We start from the raw sequence: 18,243 nt of genomic DNA on the forward strand, positions 1-18,243 counted from the left end.
CAGCGGTTGGAAAATTTTCTAAACGAGAGAACGCTTTCTCCGAAGAATCCTCTACCTTAGGATTATTTGCAGCATTGTTGATGAGAGCATGTATACACTTGTATTTTTTTTTGATTATAGAAAGGTTATCGATGATTTCTTCTTCTTTCGTAATATCAACTTTATACCCAATGGCATCAACAGAATATTTTTGTTTTAACTTATCGGCTAATTGATTGCACCGATCTTGATCTAAATCCAATAGAACAGGAATGCCACCGGCTTCGGCAACAACTTCTGCATGTTGGCTTCCGAGTAACCCCGTAGCACCGGTAATAATAATAACTTTGTCTTTTAAAGAAAATAAATCTATCATAGAAATCTCTTAATGAAACCCGACGGTTTGACCCCCATCAATGACTACACAAGAACCAGTAATAAACGAAGCTCTTTCTGAAGATAAAAACAGTACTAAATCTGCGATCTCCTCAGGGGATCCAAATCGCTTCATTGGGACTGTCGATTCAATGAGCTTTTGAATTCGGTCCGGATCTTTCTGTATCTTCTCATCCCAACTACCACCAGGAAAGTATACATTCCCAGGAGCCACACAATTGACTCGAATGTTAGGGGCTAATTTTCGAGCTAAGTTTTTAGAAAGAGCGATGAGAGCCGCTTTTGCAACAGAATAATCAGTAGGTGCCCCAAAGGCCTCTAAACCTGCAATAGAAGAGATAAAAATAAGAGTACCTTGTTCTTGGTGACTCATCTGCAGAAATTCTCTAGCAACATTTTCTGCTGAGGCAAAGTTCATCTGCCATGTTTTATTAAATTGACTCTCTAGTTGGAGAGGATCTGGGGTACTCCTCCCATCACCAACATTGGAAACAACAATATCCAAAGTATTCCATCTATCAGAAATAGCAGAAAAAACGCCCTTTATACTTACAGGATCAGTTGCATCTGAGGCAAATGCTAAAATAGTGCTGCTCGGGTATTGCCGTTTTAGCTCTTTCAGCACGGAATCAACCGTTTCTTGATTTCGAGAGCAGAAGGCAACATGTGCACCTTCAACCAAAAAACTGCGAACAAGTGCTAAGCCAATTCCACGACTTCCACCCGAAATAAAGACTTTTTTATCTTTTAGATTTAAATTCACTTAAGTCCCTAAATCAGTTTATTAGGATTTTTTATAAGCTGAGCCAACTAACATCAGCTCTCGAGACCAACGTAAAAATTTATTCTGCGTTCTAACAGGTATAAACGGACTTAGCAATGCACATAAATAATTCAGTACCGGATATTTCCAAACCACTGGAAGTTGTCGAAAGATATAGACATTGATATTTGAATAATCACATATTTTAAAAATATCCAAAAGTGAGATTTTGGTAAATGGAGTTCTATGGGTAAAGTCATCAAAATAAATTTTATAATTCGATTCCCAATCGGGAACTAAGCAGATAATTATTCCACCTGGTTTTAAAACTCGATAAGCTTCTTTAAGAAAAAAGTCGGGGTTACGCAAATGCTCAAGAAAACTCTTATTATAAATGACATCGAATGTATTGTCCTTAAATGGCAACTTATCTTTATCTGCGTTACAAAGGTGGACAGGAATTTGATGAGTTGCCAAGTAAGTTTTGGCCTCTTTAGAAAGATCAACTCCAGTGCAGTCCAAACCCAGTTTTTTAAAATTAAGCAAAAACTCTCCTCTACCGCATCCCGGTTCGAGGATTTTTAATCCAGGTTTTAAACCAAAAGACTGATAGAGATAAGAAACTAATTTGCCTGGGTAATCGGTATACGGATGTGAGCCTTCATCATATACCACTTTTAAATAATCTGTCACGATGCGACCTCCTCTACCAATTCCAACAAAATACCATCAATGTCATGACAGTAAGCAACTTTAACCATTCCAGACGGCGACAACGCTGGATCGTTAACAATGTTTCCACCTAAAGTTTTGATTAATTCACAAGTACGTTCAATATCATCTACAGTAAAAGCAATATGAGAACAACCCAATGTATTCGATGGAGAGTTTACTTTCTCCTTCTTTAGAGGATGCGAATGATATTCAAGTAATTCAATCATTGATCCATCGCTTGCATGCATTTTAGCTGTTTCTAATTTCACAGATCCAATACCGACAACTGTCTCGATGAACCTACCTTCTTCGATTTCTCGTTTCCAAAGAACAAAACCTAATGCTTCGTAAAATTTCAGCGATTCCGATAGTTTTCTTACTACTAACCCAGTATGTCGCGTTTTTATAATCATACAGATTTCTTTATTGCGTCAGCTATTGCTCCAGAAAAAACGCTTAACCCTTCTAATAAGCCTTCTTCATGGATACAAAGTGGAGGTGCAAGTTTTATGGATTCACGCCCAGTATGAACAACGATTAGACCTCTCTGCAAACAATACTCTGAAATCAGATCACACAAGGATGAAAGTGGTTTGCCTTGTTTATCATTGAAGATGACTGCAGCCAATAAGCCAATTCCTTGAACAGAACTTATGTAGTCAGAATATTTCGATTGGATCTTCTTTAACTCTGCGTGAAATTTTTTACCTAATTCTTCCGAATTTTTTATATAACCGTCTTCAAGAAGTGATTCTAAATTCGCCTTCCCTGCTGCACAAATCATTGGATTGGCAGAATGAGTTGAACTCATAGAACCTATGTCAGGTAAATCCATTACCTCAGAAGAACCTAACACTAAAGATAAAGGCAAACTAGATGCTGCACCTTTCCCACAGCACAGGATATCAGGTTCCACACCGTAATGCATATAACCAAATAATTTTCCTGTTCGTCCAAAACCTGCCTGCATTTCATCGAAAGAAACAAGAATATCATTCTGATGGGCAAACTCTACAACTGCTTGCACAAATTCCTTTGGATAAAAAATGGCACCCCAACCTTGAAAGGTTTCCAACATAAAGCCAGAAATATCAGTAAGTGGATTGATATTTTTTTCCTTACACAATGCCTCTAATCCTTTTTTAAAAAAATCGACAGGATTCTTTACTGCCTCTTCTCTCCATGGATAGGGGAAAGGAAGGTGGTGAATATTTGGGTCAAGGTAACCAATCCATTCTTTTTGGGCTGGATTCCATCCCATCATCTGTGCACCTAAAGTGCGACCATGCCAATTCCCTTCGAAACAGATAATACCACCTTTCGTTTTCCCTTTTTTCTGACCGTAAAGTCTCATCAGTTTTAAAGCACACTCGGTGGCTTCTGTTCCTGCAGATAATAAAAAAGCTTTCTCGAATTGTTTAGGCGTATTTGTAATCAAGTAGTCAATATATTCAATTCTTTCTAAGTTCCCATAGGTATAGGTATGTAGTAACGGCTTATCAAGGACTCGCCTTAAAGCTTCAATGATTCGCTTGTTGCCATGACCGGAATTTGTTACAAAAATTGTACTACTAAAATCTATCCAAGTATTCCCCCACGGGTCAGAAACTTGGAATCCTTCGGCCGTATCCCAAATAATTGGCATCTGCCCATGCATAGATCTTGATTCTCTTTCATACATCTTCTCTAACAAAGGAATACTTTCGGGAACAGGAATCTGAGTTTGTATTTTTCTATATTTAGAACTAACCAACTCAACATTCTGCGGAATATGACTGAATCCGTGTCCTGCCATTTATTTATTCTCCATTTTATTCAAGTAATCTAATAACGGTGAACCATACTTCTTAATTTGAAATTCAAGTAAATCTAACTCTTCTGGTGAATCAACTTCTGTACACACTGGAGAAATATAGCCGATCACCTTATTTCCATGAAACAATTCTGTATTTAAAACAAAAGAGCTTCTTACTACATCAACGTAACCATCGGGTATATAAACATCGGGGTAGGATTGTCTAGGGAGATTGAATCTATCCAAAGAAGTTTCCTCCGAAGTAAGAGCTGTCAGATAACCGGTATCATTCTTACGAAACCACTTAAAAGGAGATTCTGAACATGGATGAGCTGAACGTAACGCGGTTGCCTTACTATCAGCTTCCAATACCCGCACAGCTTCATCTATATGTTTTGGATCTCTTAGAGGTGTGGTCGGTCGTAAATGAACCCAAAACTCAGGTAGATTAGATTCGTTTTCTTTCACCCATTGCATTGCATGCAACATAAAATCTCTGTCTGTTGAAGTGTCAGTAGAAAATTCAAGAGGACGAAGAAACGGGACTTCTGCACCATACCGCTTCGCAATTTCTGCATACTCTTTTGAATCAGTAGAAACGATAGTACGGCCCACAGTCTCTGCTAATACTCCCGCTGCAATACTATAAGCAATCAAAGGATGCCCACTAACTACAGCGAGGTTCTTATCTTTTATACTTTTTGACCCACTGCGTGCAGGTATAATAGCAACTGTATTTTTCAAACTAACCCACCTACTCTAAATACATTACGAACCCAGCTTAACTGCCGCTTAAATATATCAAGGCCTTCATCATCCCGATATGCCTGCATAATGAAAGGACCTGCGTAATTTATCTTTTGAATCAAAGATAAAACTTTATTGAATTCAGCATTACCTGTGCCTAATTCAACAGAACCCGCATTGAGTTTCCTATCTTTTATATGAATATCTGTGATATAATTTCCATAGGCTTCAAATTCTTCACTAGGATCAAATCCGAGTGAAGCGCTGTTGCCAATATCATAATTTACCGTTACCGCTTTTGAAGCAAACATTCTGACTACTTGTAAAAAATCCTTAGGGCCCAAATCTGTTTCTAAAGACAAGTGAATGTCCGATACCTCAGCTTCCTTAACCAAAGGCAAAAGGTTCTCGTAAAAAGATTTTTTATCCGATTCAGATCGTAAAGAAGATTGGTCCACACAAGGAATTACTATATCATTGACTCCGATTTCTTTGGCATGTTTCAAAAGCAAAGAAAGGACTTTTTGGCTATTTTCAACGACTGCAGAATCACTAGAATGAAGTGGAGCTTCCATAAAATAATCGGCACAGATTGAAACCACTTTGAGTCCAGTTTCCCTTATAGATTTTTTTATCTCTTCAATTCCGACTTCTGATGTGAGCGGGTTTTTATCAAAATCGTTATAATCAAGAATAAATTCTATACAGTCCAAACCAAGCGATTGCGCAATGGGAAACTCGTCTTGCCAATAACCAACAGGATGTGCTTGGTAGCGACCATTGAATTTTGGGAGTAACCTACCTTGCATAACTCCGAGTAAATTTTTCATACTATGCATTTTCCTTTTTCAATGAAACAGAAGCGATGATCGTGTCGGTAAGACCATTGGCTGCTAAAACAGCTTCATAAGTTTTTTCTAAGGCTTCCGAATTTAGATGATTCCAAATTTTATGCCCTCCTGGTTTTCCCTTTGCTAACCAGAATAAGTGATTGGATAAAGGATATCTCTGAATATGTTTGATCCAATTTAGTTTTAAGTTTGCCTTTTGAATCAAAATTTCAAATGTCTTTGCATCAAACAAAAATAAATGTTGGCTCCAATATGTAAATTCACTGAATTCTTTATTTTCGTAAAGTGTAAGTAGAGCATCATTCGAACTTGGTACTTCAATAATTAGTTCCCCATTTTTTACCAATAGTTTGGATAAGGTTTCTAAAATAGAAATGGGATCAGCGATATGTTCGAGTACATGAAAGGCTGTAATTAAATCATAGTTTTTTTGTTTTGTAGTAAGCTCTTCCAAATTCGCATAAACAGAGACTTGATTTTTGTTAAAATGAGGCTGTAAACGAGTTTCTAATTCCACACCTTCTGCGGTATGGGCAACATTTTTTGCCTTTAGCAAAAACCCTCCAACACCACAACCGAAGTCCAAAATCTGTCGATTCACCATTTTTTCTTTCAGAAACTGGAATCTTCTTTCATCATCCTTCTCCGTTTCCTTTAGCCATTCGCGAATCTCCGGTAAGGCTTCGCCATGCATTCCCGACTCTTGATAATGAGTTTCCTTAATGTGATCAAAGGAAGATAAAAAAACTAAACCACAATTGGTACACTCATTTATTTTGAGTGCATCATTATCTCTAACTTTACCCGGTCTTGTTTGAAAAGAATGCGATCCGCAAAGATAACAAGAATGTGCCTTCATTTTAAAAAGTAACCATCCTCTACTAAGCCACAGACAATATGTCCAATCATAATATGAGATTCCTGAATTCGTTCCGTTCTTTTTGATGGAACACAAATACATTCAACTAACTCTTTTAACTTTCCGCCAGACTCGCCAGTAAGACCGACGACTTTTAAATTTTTTGATTTTGCGGTTTCGATGGTTGCTAAAATGTTTGCACTGTTTCCGCTAGTAGTGATTGGAATATAGACATCATTAGGTTGTGCTATTGCTTTAAGCTCTCTGACAAAAACTTGATCATAACCGTAATCATTCCCAATTGCAGTCGTAGAAGAACTGTTAGTTCCTAACGCCACTGCAGATAACGGATCCCGATCGAATTGAAGCCGGGAAATAAATTCCGCCGCTAAATGCTGTGAATCGGCAAAACTTCCGCCGTTTCCAGCAAATATAACTTTCCCTCCAGACTTAAGCGATTGTAAACATAGGTCAGCAAGTGCGGCGATTTGCTTCAAAATACTATCCGATTGGTAGATAGCTTTTTTAACATCTATTGAGGATTGAACCACAGCCTTAATCTTATCAATTGACATTAGAGAATTCCTTCCAACCGCTCCAGTGCAATCCAGAATCCCTCACCACCATTTTTATGCCCTTGCCAAATTTCGGGAATGAACCAAGCTTTAGGAGCATGTTCTGCAAATATTTTTCCAAGCCTTGGAAAGTCGATTTCTCCATCACCTACCTGAAGGCCCTCTCCATTAAGACCTTTGGCATCACCCATATGGATATGAGCTGTAAAAGGAGCGATCCTCGTAGAAAAATCATAAAAATCATATCCGAAGTGATTACACGTTAACATTGTATGAGATACATCATAACACATTCTCAGGTTAAATTTTTTACACCATTCTTCAATCTCTGCAATATGAACAAAAATATTCTGGTATCGTTGCCCGCCAAAATGCCAAGGGAAAGGTGCCATCGTTTGCGGAATCAATTCTACTCCCTCTTGATTTAACAACTGCAAACTTTCACCAAACCTTTTGTAATATGAAGGTAGAACTTCTTTAGGAAGGTTTCCGTCCATTGAAATTCCACCTATATTCGCAACAATAAACGGTTTCTTGGTTTTCGGAAAAAATTGTTTTAATGAACGAGTAATATCAATGACTCGCTGTGTTTCTTTTAGCGAGATTTTGCGATAGGCATCATCAGGAGTTGCTAAATCCATCAAATGGCTACCTTCAAATAACTCAGGTGCATGCACAACAAATTCACAATCATACGTTCCACTCAGGTATTTTCCCGGATCCAATTCCATATCGGAGTAAGACAAATGGAATTCAAATAGATCTGGTTTCACGCGATGATAATATTCTTGAAAGTCGTGGTAGCGAACAGGAACTCCCCATGGCCGGCTGAATTTATATTGCTTTGGCTCAATTCTCTTTTCGCTGAGATCCGATGGGAAAAAATAATCCTCTTCTAACATATCACGTTGAATCTTTTTTCCGATCAGTTCATTCATTTTCTGCGGAGAGAGACCTTGCCCAGGGCTTAATACCTTGATCATCTCTTTTGTAATTATGGTTCCCCGTGAGATTGGAATTGCCGCAACACAACTTTTAGAAAGATTCTCCCGATTGATCATTTCACCTTGGCTAAGCTTACGTTCATATTGAGTAGATCCAAGAGCTTCTTCAATTTCACGAATCCCTTGCACCAACTTAGCAAATTCGCTAGATTCCAAACTCGCTGCATGATCGGGCCCTTCCATATTTCGATCCAATGTTAAATGACGCTCTACAACCATGGCACCCATTGCAACAGAAGCTAAGGTCACGTTGATCCCTCTTTCATGGCCAGAATAACCAACATAACTGTGGAATTCTCTTAACTGTTGTATCCATTTTAGATTAATATCGTGCAAAGGCGCGGGATAGGTACTGTTGCAATGTAAAAAAACAAACGGTACATTGGATTTATTCAAATAATCTCGAGTGAAGAGTATTTCTTCCGTATTACTCATTCCAGTGGATAATATCAATGGTTTCTTGGTTTCGATCAATCGATCCAAGAGTGTAACATTTGTTAAATCAGCAGAAGCCACTTTATAAGCTGGCACAGGAAAACTTTCGAGGATATCAACACTCTTATAATCCCATGGCGTACACAAGTAAAGGATTCCTTTCTCTATACAGTATGAATTCAGTTTTCGGTGGAATTCTTTATCGAGTTCAAATTTTTCAAGCAGGTCTAGTATGTATTCTGTTCCTAAATCTTCTCCAGATTTTTTGAGACTTTTTTGACGATAAACTTCATCTAAATGCCTCATTTGGAATTTCGCACAATCTGCCCCAACGGAAACTGCGACATCTACAAGTTCGTATGCCTTCTGCAGATTTCCGTTGTGATTGTTACCAATCTCAGCAATGATAAAAGTCCGTCCCGATCCAATTTCAAAATTACCAATTTTCATTAAAATACCGCTCAATCCTCTTTAATTAATTCTTCTCGAACCGTCCAGGCCTGTAGGCCTTCCGAATCAAATCGAAAGGGCCGATAATTCAAACCAACGGAATCCATCCAATTCAAAATCTTATGCCTAACAAAAGGGGGAACATAAAATAGAAAAAAACCGCCACCCCCAGCTCCTAACAATTTCCCACCAATGGCCCCATTTGCAATCGCATCATTATAAATTTTATCTAGGAATTGATTAGAAATTTTTGAACTCAAACCCCGTTTAATCTCCCAAGCTTTGTGCAAACAGAGACCAAACTGCAAAAGGCGCCCCCTTAAAAGATGATTCCTCATTTCATAAGTAAGCTCTACATTAGATTGGACTTTTTGTTTAATATCAGATTGTTTCATAGATTCACGCTGATCATCATGTATATTACCTGAATCATGCGTTGTGGCAGTGTCACATAAAATCAAACTTTCTTCCAACTCGATCATAGTGTCTTTAGAAAGTCTCAATGGATGAACAATATTTTGATCCATTGCAAACTCCATAAAGTTGAAGCCTCCAAAAACAGTGGCATATTGATCCTGCCACCCACCAGCAATTCCCATATCTAAACGTTCCGCTTGAAATGCCAATTCAGCAATCTCATGATTGTCCCATTTATCTTTTCGGAATTGATTAAAACAGCCAAGAATGGCAGAGGATACAACAGCTGATCCACCAAGGCCCGAGTTCATAGGATAATCTGAATGTACAAATAATTCGAATCCGAAATTTGGACGTGCTACCTTGATAATTGATTGGAATAACTTAAACTTTGACTCACGGTTTATCAAATCATCAAAATCGGTAAATTCAATTGATTCTTTTAAGTCTCTTGAATTTAGAATTATTTTATAATCTTCCCTAATCCTTAAAGTTGCATGAGTATATAAGGAAACCGTTGAGTTGATCACAGCACCTTTTTCACTACTAAAAAAATGAGTGAGATCCGAACCACCACCGCCAAAACTAATCCGAACTGGTGATCGTGCCCTTGCATACACTTTACGTTCTTCTAAAATGGGGATTTCATCTTTAGTTACGATTCCAACCAATCGTTTATTTTCGTCCAAAATTGGTATAAAGCGAATCCTGGAATCCAACATCTTTAATAATTGTTCTCGAGGAGATTGATTCGAAGACCAGGTGAATTCGCGATTCATTCCATCGGAGATAGGAGAACTTAGACTTTTACCGTTCAGTAAATTCCGTCTAATATCGCCATCGGTAACAAGTCCAATGATTTGTTTGGTTTCGTTCTGAACTAAAATAAAGCCGAGATGATTTCCCTCAATTTTAACTAATGCCTGTTCAATGGAACTATCGAGTGTCACTAAAAATAAATCAAAATTCAAAGTCCGGTCTCCTTTCCTGATGTAATCCATTTCTGGAACCGTTCATAATCCTCAGGAATTCCAATGTCTATAAATTCCGTCTCCAAAGGAACAGCCCTTAGTCTTCCCTGTTTGACCAAGTTCGGGAATATGTCTTTTTCCATGGAAAACTCCCCGGTCTTTCCAATAAAATCATCAGAATGCAACTTATAGATTCCAGCATTGATCCATCCCTGACCTGCATTTTCCTTTTTCTCATCAAATGCCATAATCAAATCCCCACTGGTCGTTACCTTACCGTATCGAGAAACATCAGAAATATGAATCACTCCAATGGATGGTGCTATCGAACTCGCAATACGATTCATTGATTTTGCATCCACCCATGTATCTGCATTAACGATAACGAATTCTCCTGAATAATTTAGGGATTGTAAAGTATAGGCAACTGACCCTCCCGTTCCTAATAAAGACGGTTCAACAGAATAATGGATCTTACACTTTTCCAAAATGCTTTCTTTTAGATTTTCAACACAGCTTATAATTAAATCAGATTTATGATGAAGTAAAAAATAAAAATTCTTAAACCCCTGGTTCACGTAATTTTCTAATAGATACTGAAGGAAAGGTTTTCCATTCACAGGAGCTAACGGTTTTGGTACATCGCTCACAACAGAAGCCAAACGTGTTCCCTTACCGCCGGCTAAAATGAAAATAGGCAAATCCATAAAATCATTCATAATTAAAGGACCTCGTAACTAAGTCAGAAATGAGCTTGCCTCATTTAAAGAAGTAATAAGAAAACTTCCCTCCGGTAGGGAATTTCTTTTTTTATTCGGATTCAAAAGGAGCAAATTTTTTCCAATTCCAGCATTCAATCCAGCTTCCAAATCAGTCGTTTGATCTCCGATTAAAACGGAGCCAGGTAAATCAACATGAAAGCGTTTTCCCGCTTTTAATATCATCCCAGGACCTGGCTTTCGAAAACTAGAGATACGTTTGTATTTTGAATTTCCAAAATCAGGATGGAAAGGGCAAAAATACACTTTTGAAATTACACATTTATGTTTTTGGAATTCGCCAAGCATCCATTGAGTCAGTTTCCAAAACTCTCGTTCCGAATAGTAACCTCTAGCAATTCCCGCCTGGTTGGTTATAACAAAAATCAAATATCCTTTGGAGTTTGCATATTGACAGAGTTCAAAGATACCCGGCTTAAACTGAAAATTTTGAATTTGATAAACGTAATCATAATCTTCATTAATGACCCCGTCTCGATCCAAAAACAATGCTTTGTTTAACTTTGTTTCCATCAAACCTTGTTTGGTGCAAAAACAACAGACTGTTCTCTATTGAGGGATTCAATTTCTTTTTTAATTAAAGATTTCATATATTCATGCGGAAATTTTTTATGATTTCCTTGAATAAAAGCTTTAGAGAACTCTTTATATTTTTTCCTATCTACCTGGACTTGATTAAAATCTATTGAGTCAAAGCCGAATTCGTCAAAATAGATTAATTGAGTATTTAACAATTTACTTAAACCTAAAATTGAATCAATCATAGGCTTATCATTCAATTCTCTGTAGATTAAATTCACAATAGGTTTATTCGCCAAAACACCAAAATAAGACGCCGTGCTGTCATGAACTAAAACTAGATCAATATTAATGGTAGCGTTCTCGGAAGTTACATCCAGAATAGAAACATTGCACTTAATGTATTCTTTAAGTAGAATATCTTTATCTTCCTTTCTTGTGTCTGGATGCAAAGTTAGAAAAACATCATAACCTAACCCTATCAAATGTTCGAAGATTTTACTTAATGAACGGTAATACTTTTCTGGATCTAATTTAATCTTATACCCAAATTGATCCACATTCGGTAAATTTTGATCAAGCCATAGAACTGATTTTCTTTTTTTATTATAATCTGGAATTTGTTTAGATTTTTTTGCTATTAGAAACCTTTCTTGAAAGTGATTTCCGGTAACAAGTAACTTCGTACGAAAACCAAATGGGCCTAAATACGGATACTGCGCACTGATCCGCATCTTTGTAGAATCAAGCCAGAATCTTGGCCCACGAAATCGACGTTTCATTCCAATAATAAAACGTATCCTCTTATAGTAGGCAAGTAAACCCTCAAAAAATCCCATACCAAATTTGTGATCGGATGCATTATCACCTACCCCATGCATTAAATAATAATAATATTCAAAATTTTTATCTACAAATGAAAATACATTCATAAAAGCATTTGGTGGTGCCCAGGTATAAAAAAATACTAGCGATTGTCTTATGGCCTTATTTTCAAGAAATTCAATTACCGATTTTTCATCAAAAAACTTCGAAAATTGAATATTCTTACTATTATCAGGAGAAGTCTCCTTCGCATCTTTTAAAAAATCATGAGCGTATGTTAGTTGTAATACTTCAAAATCACAACGAACTTCCTTCAGAAGATCAAATATCCAATAGGACCAAAAACGTTGATCCAACGGCCTATCGGCTATCAAATATATTTTAACTGGGTTATGACTCTGTGTAGGTTCCATTATTTATTTTATATAATGTTTTGAGATTAGAAATTCAGCAAATTGAAAATCTATTAAAGTATCGATATCCACACATTCCAATTCATTGTCAATAATGAGTGGGGTGGTTACGGATCCAAAGAAAGACTGATTAGAAATTAAATCAGCTGGGCTTGTTAGGTAAAACGAACCATTTACAACAAAAGCAGACTCTAAATCTTGAGATCTTTGATTGAGTCCGTTAACATCCAAAAAAGGAATAAGATTTTGATTTTCAATTCTAAAAGTCCAGTTCGGATGATTATGAGTTTTTGAGACCGCAACCACTGGGTTTCTTTTGGTTTCGAAAAGTTTGATTCCCTGCCCCATCATCGCCAAACTTCGAAATGGAGAAGTTGGTTGTAATAACAACAATCCATCCACCTTGCCATGTTCCGTTTGGTACCAATCTAAAGCATGAATTGCCATGTCAACTGATGAGGAAGTATCAGTTGACAAATGATCCGGGCGAAGCCAAGGAACATAACCTCCAAAATTCTTAGCAGTCAGAGCTATTTCCTCTGAATCTGTTGAGATCAGTACATCACAGATTTCTGAAATCTTTTTTGCTAGATCAATACTCCAAACAATTAATGGTTTCCCACCAAGTAGTTTAATGTTTTTACCAGGTAACCTTTTCGATCCTGCTCTGGCAGGAATCAGAGCAAGAATTCTCATAGTTTTATAAATTGACTCAGTATCCGAAGTCCTACATCCCCACTTTTTTCTGGATGAAATTGGCAACCGAATACGTTGTCTCTGCCAATAACAGCAGCAATACGATTTCCACCGTAATTTGTATCGGCAAGTCGGTGTTTATCATTCTCTGGTAATGCCATAAAGGAATGTACAAAATAAACAGACTCACCATCTTGAATTTTTTCTAAAATAGATGACTTCCAATTTTGATTCGATGTCGCGGGGTGCAACTCACTCCATCCAATATGCGGAATTTTTTGCGGTTGTCCTTGGGTTGTTAAAGATGGGATTGGAACCACACGCCCGGGAATTAAACCCAAACCTCGCGTGATTCCAAACTCTTCGCTTTCATCTAGTAACATTTGCATCCCTAAACAGATCGCTAACAAAGGTGTTCCCTTCGTGACCACTCGATGGATCACTTCCACCAAACCTCGCTGATTTAGTGCATCCATTGCATTCGCAAAAGCTCCAACACCCGGTAGTATAATATGAGAGGCTTTTTGAATCTTTTCTGGATCTGACGAAATATCGACTTTTGCTCCGCAATATTCGAATCCTCTTTGTACACTCAAAAGATTACCAACACCATAATCTATAATCAAAACTTCAGGTAGTGACAAATTTTCTCACCTCTATACCTGCATTAAGAGCCGTTTCACGCAAAGTTTCGATTGTAGACCGACCATAATGCAATATATCAGCCATTGCAACAGCATCGGCTTCACCTTCGCGGACTATATCAATTAAGTGTTCTGGAATTCCCATACCGCCACTTGCGATGACGGGAACGGAAACTTGTTTTGTTACGGCTTTTACAAGTTCTACATCAAATCCTTTGCGAGTTCCCTCTCGATCAATTGATGTGAGAAGGATTTCTCCTGCGCCGAGACCTACTGCCTTTTTTACCCAATCCACAACATCTAAACCGGTTTTTTCCCGACCATTATCTGTCAAAACTTCCCATTTTTTCTCATCTATTTGTTTGGCTTGAACAGACAAAACCATACATTGGCTTCCGAATCTTCTTGATATTTCAGAAATTAAATTTGGGTTTGCAACAGCAGCAGTGTTAATGGCAACTTTGTCAGCACCACTTCTAAGCAACCTCGTTGCATCTTCAACGGAACGTATTCCCCCACCGACGGTGAGTGGAACAAAAATATCTTTCACCGAGTCTTCAACGATTTCGCTCAAATTGTTTCGACCGTATAAACTTGCCACACAATCGATATAAATTAATTCATCAACACCTTGGTGATAGTATTTATGTGCATACTCTGCAGGAGAACCAATCACTCTTAAACCTTCGAGATGTACACCTTTAATTAAATTTGTACCTTTGATGTCTAGTCTTGCGATGAGACGAATTTTTCTCATAGTGATTTAGGATTAATTCTCCCACACTTTATATTTCAAATCCCACTCATCACCTTTTTTAATCCATAGGTGATCGGATCTCCAACTATCAATCACTGAAATAAATTCTTCATCTGTAATTGAACAATACTCCAAAAATTCCTGGTAATGTTTTTTTGGAAACTCTCCATCATATCGCTTAACAAGAGCAGCACCTTCTTCTCTCGTAATTTTGTGATCACGGATCTCATGGGCTGTATCAGAAGTGGTTCTTCCAATTCCAAACTTTATGTAAGCTAAATAATAATGAAAGCCGTCAATTCTATCATCTAAACTTGCATATTTTGAATACGTTCCTTCCGAACGTTCTGAGTTTGGTGTGAACCCGGTGTGTTCTTGACAGTAATAAAAATTTTCTTGCGGATCCCAAAATTTATAATACCCAAGAAAGTGTATTTCTGTTTTGTTTTTAACAATTTCTTCATATTTTGGAGCCATAAACGGCTTCAAATCACTTGCACTTAACCCATGTTCGGTCCAAAATTCTGGCGGTAAACCGGAAAAATAATGTTTATCATGGTCTTGAATGTCCCTGTTTGGTCTAAAGGCGTTTTTCATGTCTCCACCATATTCAACCTCTCCGTTTTCTCCATACATGATTAAGGAAACATTGTATTTGAGGGCCATATGCATGGGGAAATTTGTCTGCCCATAAATAAACGGTTGGAAAGGATCTCCAAGAAACTTAAACGACAGATGCGTTAGTCTACGAGTTACACTACCATTCGGAGTGCCTAAAATATTATCAAACCCAGAACCAATAAACGCATCCAAATTTTTTCTTCCGATTTCGGTAGCCTTTAAGGGTGCCCAAGTCACGGTCAGAGGATTCATCCCGTATTTATACTTTAACTGATGGGCAACGAAACCACCATCTTTTCCACCGCTGCAAGGAACGATGACATCGTATTCACCGTTATTCTTCCTGAATTTATCACAAAGTTCAACTAACTCTTGCTCTCTCTTCTTCCAGTCGATTTGGGTTCTTTTAAATTCAGCGAAATTACAAGCAGAACAAACTCCATGTTCATCAAAAGTAATTCGTGGTCTCTGGTTTGAAACGGTGCATTTTTTACAAAACTTAACGGTTTCAGGAAGATTATATAACTTTATTAAATTTCGTTTTTCCATTTTTGGTCCTAAATATTTCCTTCTTGTAAATTCACTTTATGTAAATCGTCTGGTCTACCTACATCTATCCATGGTTCATGCATAGGATAAACAATTGTTCTCAAACCTTCATCCGCTAATCTTGAAAACAAAGTTGGCATATCACAATGTGCCTTCGGGAGTAACCGAGTTAATGCTTCTGGATTTAATGTATAAATTCCAGCATTCACATGACTACGATACACAGGTTTCTCTTCAAATCCAACAATTTCAACACCCTTTGTTCTAACGACTCCAAATGGATGTTGCCATTCATGCAAACGAACTGCCATAGTCGCTGTTGCTCCATGTCGCATGTGAAAGTCTAAAAACTCAGCATAATGTATGTCGGTGAGCACATCACCATTAGTAACAATAAATGGCATTGCAGGAATCTTTTGAATCAAACTCAAAGCTCCAGCAGTTCCTAGAGGCTCTTCTTCTCGAACGTATTCAATATTCACCCCAAATTTGGAGCCATTCCCAAAGTATTCTTCGATCATATGACCGAGATAATGAATCGCGATTAAAAAATTCTGAAAACCTTCCCTTTTGGCTCTATCGATAATATGCTCTAACATCGGTTTGCCTGCAACTGCAAGCATAGGTTTCGGACAATTTTCTGTATGTGGCATAAGCCGCTGACCCCGCCCACCAGCCATGATCAGAAAAATATTATCTCTGACAGAAGGAGCCAAGATTTCATCTAAAAGATATAGACCAACGACTTTCCTCTTCTCATCAACGATTGGTAACTGATGAATTCGGTTAGTTTGCATCAGTTGAAGCACCATATCCCGACTCATTTCTGGTGTAACCACTAAAGAATCACGAAACATAATCGATTCGATAGGACTAGCAAGAGTTAATCCTCTAAGTAACCCACGTCGAATATCTCCATCGGTAATCGTACCCAAAAATCTTCCCTCTGCAGAAACGATGAGTGCAATCTGCAAAGTACTATCATCTAAGTTTTTAATCACATCTTGAATTGTTGAATGCAGGGAAATTACAGCAGTTTGCCAATGATTTGTCATAGAGTTCCTGCCATAGGAAGATCAAAAAATTTCTTTTCGCGCAAAGAATCGAAGTCAAAATGCATTAGTTTATCTAAAATTTTGGCAGTTGCTTTGCCTTCTCCATAAGGATTTACAACAGAATTTAATCTGCTTTGATATTCAGATGAATAGAGTTTGTTAATCCCAGTCATAATAGACTCTTTCGTTGTTGATGTATCAATTACACTCTCCGCTCGCAATCGACCACTTTGTCTATTTCCGATATTGATAGTCCCTTTTTTAAAGGTTGGTACTTCAAGTAAACCACTGGAAGAGTTTCCAATAACACCATCAACATAACGAATACAAGAAAAGTAGCGCAATTGGCCTAAAGATGTATAAGATTTTGCATTATCATGAGTATTTACATAACTTTCAATCAATGAAATAATTTCCCTTCCGCCATTGTCCGAATTTGGATGTGTAAAAATTAAGTTTGTTTCTTCCAATGTATCCAGAGCAGCCAATAGTTGATTAAATTGCCAAGTAGAACTCTCATTTGCCAACGTTTCTGGATGAAAGGTAACTAAGAGATTTTTTTTACCAAAAGTAAATCCGATTTCTTCTTCTAATTTTTCTTTCGGAATCACAGGAAGTCGAAGAATGGCATCCACACCGAGTCCCCCTACATCAAAAACAAACCGAGGATCTTCGCCGAGTTGAATCACTCGTTGTCGGTATTCTTTCGCAGCAGTAAAATGTAATTTTGACATTTTCGTTATTGAATGTCTTATAGAGTCATCATAGGCTCCATAAGTAACCTCTCCACCGTGGATATGGCAAATAGGGATATTAAAAATAAGAGCACTTGTAGCGGCTGCAAGGATTTCATAACGATCGCCAAGAACGATCAATAGATCTGGCTTCAATTGCTCAAAGGCTTCGGAAAACCCAAGTAAACCTAACCCAATGGACTTAGTTACAGCCGATGCAGTATCAGCACTAAGCAATATTTCAATCTTTCTATCAATTTCAAAACCATCAGCTATGATTTGTTTGTATGTCAGTCCAAACTCGTGGGACAAATGCATTCCTGTTACCAATATTTGTAACTGGAATTTATCGAGAGCTTTAATCTCTTTCATCAAATGAGATAAAAGACCGTATTCAGCCCGGGTTCCAGTCACTATACAGATTTTCTTTATCATAGTTCAATCAACTCATCATTTTGAAAATCACGACTGGCTTTTTTACCAATTAGTTCATTCAAACGCATTGGAGAAATGCCACTTCCTGGTCTTTTTGCGGTTAAGTTTTCTTTTGAAAAAACATCACCTTTCTTAATCAAACTATTAGCTATTATTGATTTTCTTGCTATAGGGATATTCTTAATTTCACTCTTGATAAAAATCTTCCCGGTCCTGATCACAAGGCAAGTTTAGATCCAACGGAATTGAAACAGTTAGTT

21 protein-coding genes and 1 pseudogene are annotated in these 18,243 nt (G+C 37.5%); 1 reads left to right on the plus strand and 21 read right to left on the minus strand.

From position 1 onward, the window contains the following. The 21 genes from JWG40_RS04490 to JWG40_RS04590 form a co-directional block, all read right to left on the minus strand. Window positions 1–355, minus strand: a 355-nt coding sequence (locus tag JWG40_RS04490; RefSeq protein ID WP_205284668.1) for an SDR family NAD(P)-dependent oxidoreductase, incomplete at its 3' end; no start/stop codon positions are given. 9 nt (window positions 356–364) lie between these two features. After that, on the minus strand, window positions 365–1,138 hold the full coding sequence (locus JWG40_RS04495) for an SDR family NAD(P)-dependent oxidoreductase (RefSeq protein ID WP_205284669.1): 774 nt from the start codon (window positions 1,136–1,138) through the stop codon (window positions 365–367). 21 nt (window positions 1,139–1,159) lie between these two features. Continuing rightward, window positions 1,160–1,831, minus strand: a complete 672-nt coding sequence (locus JWG40_RS04500) for a class I SAM-dependent methyltransferase (RefSeq protein WP_205284670.1) — start codon at window positions 1,829–1,831, stop codon at window positions 1,160–1,162. After that, window positions 1,828–2,265 carry a VOC family protein gene (locus JWG40_RS04505; protein WP_205284671.1) on the minus strand — a complete coding sequence of 146 codons (438 nt, stop codon included), beginning with the start codon at window positions 2,263–2,265 and terminating at the stop codon, window positions 1,828–1,830. The genes JWG40_RS04500 and JWG40_RS04505 overlap by 4 nt, the downstream gene beginning before the upstream one ends. Then, window positions 2,262–3,647, minus strand: coding sequence for an aspartate aminotransferase family protein (locus JWG40_RS04510; protein ID WP_205284672.1), 1,386 nt, complete (start codon window positions 3,645–3,647; stop codon window positions 2,262–2,264). Before JWG40_RS04510 ends, JWG40_RS04505 begins: the two co-directional genes overlap by 4 nt. Next, window positions 3,648–4,391, minus strand: a complete 744-nt coding sequence (locus tag JWG40_RS04515; RefSeq protein ID WP_205284673.1) for an acylneuraminate cytidylyltransferase family protein — start codon at window positions 4,389–4,391, stop codon at window positions 3,648–3,650. Beyond that, complete coding sequence (locus tag JWG40_RS04520) at window positions 4,388–5,224, minus strand: sugar phosphate isomerase/epimerase family protein (protein WP_205284674.1); 837 nt, start codon at window positions 5,222–5,224, stop codon at window positions 4,388–4,390. Before JWG40_RS04520 ends, JWG40_RS04515 begins: the two co-directional genes overlap by 4 nt. Window position 5,225: 1 nt before the next feature. Then, window positions 5,226–6,104: a class I SAM-dependent methyltransferase gene (locus JWG40_RS04525; protein ID WP_205284675.1), complete on the minus strand. Its 879-nt coding sequence runs from the start codon at window positions 6,102–6,104 to the stop codon at window positions 5,226–5,228. Continuing rightward, window positions 6,101–6,679 (minus strand): D-sedoheptulose-7-phosphate isomerase, encoded by a 579-nt coding sequence (locus JWG40_RS04530; RefSeq protein WP_205284676.1) that lies wholly within the window; start codon window positions 6,677–6,679, stop codon window positions 6,101–6,103. The genes JWG40_RS04525 and JWG40_RS04530 overlap by 4 nt, the downstream gene beginning before the upstream one ends. Then, window positions 6,679–8,568: an N-acetylneuraminate synthase family protein gene (locus tag JWG40_RS04535; RefSeq protein ID WP_205284677.1), complete on the minus strand. Its 1,890-nt coding sequence runs from the start codon at window positions 8,566–8,568 to the stop codon at window positions 6,679–6,681. Before JWG40_RS04535 ends, JWG40_RS04530 begins: the two co-directional genes overlap by 1 nt. An 11-nt stretch (window positions 8,569–8,579) precedes the next feature. After that, window positions 8,580–9,956 (minus strand): GHMP family kinase ATP-binding protein, encoded by a 1,377-nt coding sequence (locus tag JWG40_RS04540; RefSeq protein ID WP_205284678.1) that lies wholly within the window; start codon window positions 9,954–9,956, stop codon window positions 8,580–8,582. Then, window positions 9,953–10,675, minus strand: a complete 723-nt coding sequence (locus tag JWG40_RS04545) for a sugar phosphate nucleotidyltransferase (protein ID WP_205284679.1) — start codon at window positions 10,673–10,675, stop codon at window positions 9,953–9,955. The genes JWG40_RS04540 and JWG40_RS04545 overlap by 4 nt, the downstream gene beginning before the upstream one ends. A gap of 18 nt (window positions 10,676–10,693) precedes the next feature. Further along, window positions 10,694–11,248, minus strand: a complete 555-nt coding sequence (locus JWG40_RS04550; protein ID WP_205284680.1) for a D-glycero-alpha-D-manno-heptose-1,7-bisphosphate 7-phosphatase — start codon at window positions 11,246–11,248, stop codon at window positions 10,694–10,696. Beyond that, window positions 11,248–12,492 (minus strand): polysialyltransferase family glycosyltransferase, encoded by a 1,245-nt coding sequence (locus JWG40_RS04555; protein WP_205284681.1) that lies wholly within the window; start codon window positions 12,490–12,492, stop codon window positions 11,248–11,250. Before JWG40_RS04555 ends, JWG40_RS04550 begins: the two co-directional genes overlap by 1 nt. Window positions 12,493–12,495: 3 nt before the next feature. Next, complete coding sequence (locus JWG40_RS04560) at window positions 12,496–13,188, minus strand: acylneuraminate cytidylyltransferase family protein (RefSeq protein WP_205284682.1); 693 nt, start codon at window positions 13,186–13,188, stop codon at window positions 12,496–12,498. Then, window positions 13,185–13,832, minus strand: a complete 648-nt coding sequence (hisH, locus tag JWG40_RS04565) for an imidazole glycerol phosphate synthase subunit HisH (RefSeq protein WP_205284683.1) — start codon at window positions 13,830–13,832, stop codon at window positions 13,185–13,187. The genes JWG40_RS04560 and hisH overlap by 4 nt, the downstream gene beginning before the upstream one ends. Next, on the minus strand, window positions 13,819–14,589 hold the full coding sequence (gene hisF, locus JWG40_RS04570; protein WP_205284684.1) for an imidazole glycerol phosphate synthase subunit HisF: 771 nt from the start codon (window positions 14,587–14,589) through the stop codon (window positions 13,819–13,821). Before hisF ends, hisH begins: the two co-directional genes overlap by 14 nt. Before the next feature lie 12 nt (window positions 14,590–14,601). After that, window positions 14,602–15,759 (minus strand): N-acetyl sugar amidotransferase, encoded by a 1,158-nt coding sequence (locus tag JWG40_RS04575; RefSeq protein ID WP_205284685.1) that lies wholly within the window; start codon window positions 15,757–15,759, stop codon window positions 14,602–14,604. An 8-nt stretch (window positions 15,760–15,767) separates the two neighbouring features. Then, window positions 15,768–16,814 carry a nucleotidyltransferase family protein gene (locus tag JWG40_RS04580; RefSeq protein WP_205284686.1) on the minus strand — a complete coding sequence of 349 codons (1,047 nt, stop codon included), beginning with the start codon at window positions 16,812–16,814 and terminating at the stop codon, window positions 15,768–15,770. Then, window positions 16,811–17,983, minus strand: a complete 1,173-nt coding sequence (gene neuC, locus JWG40_RS04585; protein ID WP_205284687.1) for a UDP-N-acetylglucosamine 2-epimerase — start codon at window positions 17,981–17,983, stop codon at window positions 16,811–16,813. The genes JWG40_RS04580 and neuC overlap by 4 nt, the downstream gene beginning before the upstream one ends. After that, complete coding sequence (locus JWG40_RS04590) at window positions 17,980–18,201, minus strand: SAF domain-containing protein (protein ID WP_408611483.1); 222 nt, start codon at window positions 18,199–18,201, stop codon at window positions 17,980–17,982. Before JWG40_RS04590 ends, neuC begins: the two co-directional genes overlap by 4 nt. Here JWG40_RS04590 and JWG40_RS04595 point away from each other — a divergent pair. Then, window positions 18,166–18,243, plus strand: a pseudogene (locus JWG40_RS04595) (N-acetylneuraminate synthase family protein); the annotation flags it as partial. The gene JWG40_RS04590 and the pseudogene JWG40_RS04595 sit on opposite strands and share 36 nt — an antisense overlap.

This window comes from Leptospira abararensis, assembly GCF_016918735.1.
GTDB classification, from domain to species: domain Bacteria; phylum Spirochaetota; class Leptospiria; order Leptospirales; family Leptospiraceae; genus Leptospira_A; species Leptospira_A abararensis.

Coding starts and splice junctions, on each gene's coding strand:
- JWG40_RS04580 (WP_205284686.1), bottom strand. CDS start 16,814: ATGACAAATCATTGGCAAACTGCTGTAATTTCCCTGCATTCAACAATT.
- JWG40_RS04575 (WP_205284685.1), bottom strand. CDS start 15,759: ATGGAAAAACGAAATTTAATAAAGTTATATAATCTTCCTGAAACCGTT.
- JWG40_RS04545 (WP_205284679.1), bottom strand. CDS start 10,675: ATGAATGATTTTATGGATTTGCCTATTTTCATTTTAGCCGGCGGTAAG.
- JWG40_RS04555 (WP_205284681.1), bottom strand. CDS start 12,492: ATGGAACCTACACAGAGTCATAACCCAGTTAAAATATATTTGATAGCC.
- JWG40_RS04510 (WP_205284672.1), bottom strand. CDS start 3,647: ATGGCAGGACACGGATTCAGTCATATTCCGCAGAATGTTGAGTTGGTT.
- neuC (WP_205284687.1), bottom strand. CDS start 17,983: ATGATAAAGAAAATCTGTATAGTGACTGGAACCCGGGCTGAATACGGT.
- JWG40_RS04505 (WP_205284671.1), bottom strand. CDS start 2,265: ATGATTATAAAAACGCGACATACTGGGTTAGTAGTAAGAAAACTATCG.
- JWG40_RS04530 (WP_205284676.1), bottom strand. CDS start 6,679: ATGTCAATTGATAAGATTAAGGCTGTGGTTCAATCCTCAATAGATGTT.
- JWG40_RS04525 (WP_205284675.1), bottom strand. CDS start 6,104: ATGAAGGCACATTCTTGTTATCTTTGCGGATCGCATTCTTTTCAAACA.
- JWG40_RS04550 (WP_205284680.1), bottom strand. CDS start 11,248: ATGGAAACAAAGTTAAACAAAGCATTGTTTTTGGATCGAGACGGGGTC.
- hisF (WP_205284684.1), bottom strand. CDS start 14,589: ATGAGAAAAATTCGTCTCATCGCAAGACTAGACATCAAAGGTACAAAT.
- JWG40_RS04520 (WP_205284674.1), bottom strand. CDS start 5,224: ATGAAAAATTTACTCGGAGTTATGCAAGGTAGGTTACTCCCAAAATTC.
- JWG40_RS04535 (WP_205284677.1), bottom strand. CDS start 8,568: ATGAAAATTGGTAATTTTGAAATTGGATCGGGACGGACTTTTATCATT.
- JWG40_RS04560 (WP_205284682.1), bottom strand. CDS start 13,188: ATGAGAATTCTTGCTCTGATTCCTGCCAGAGCAGGATCGAAAAGGTTA.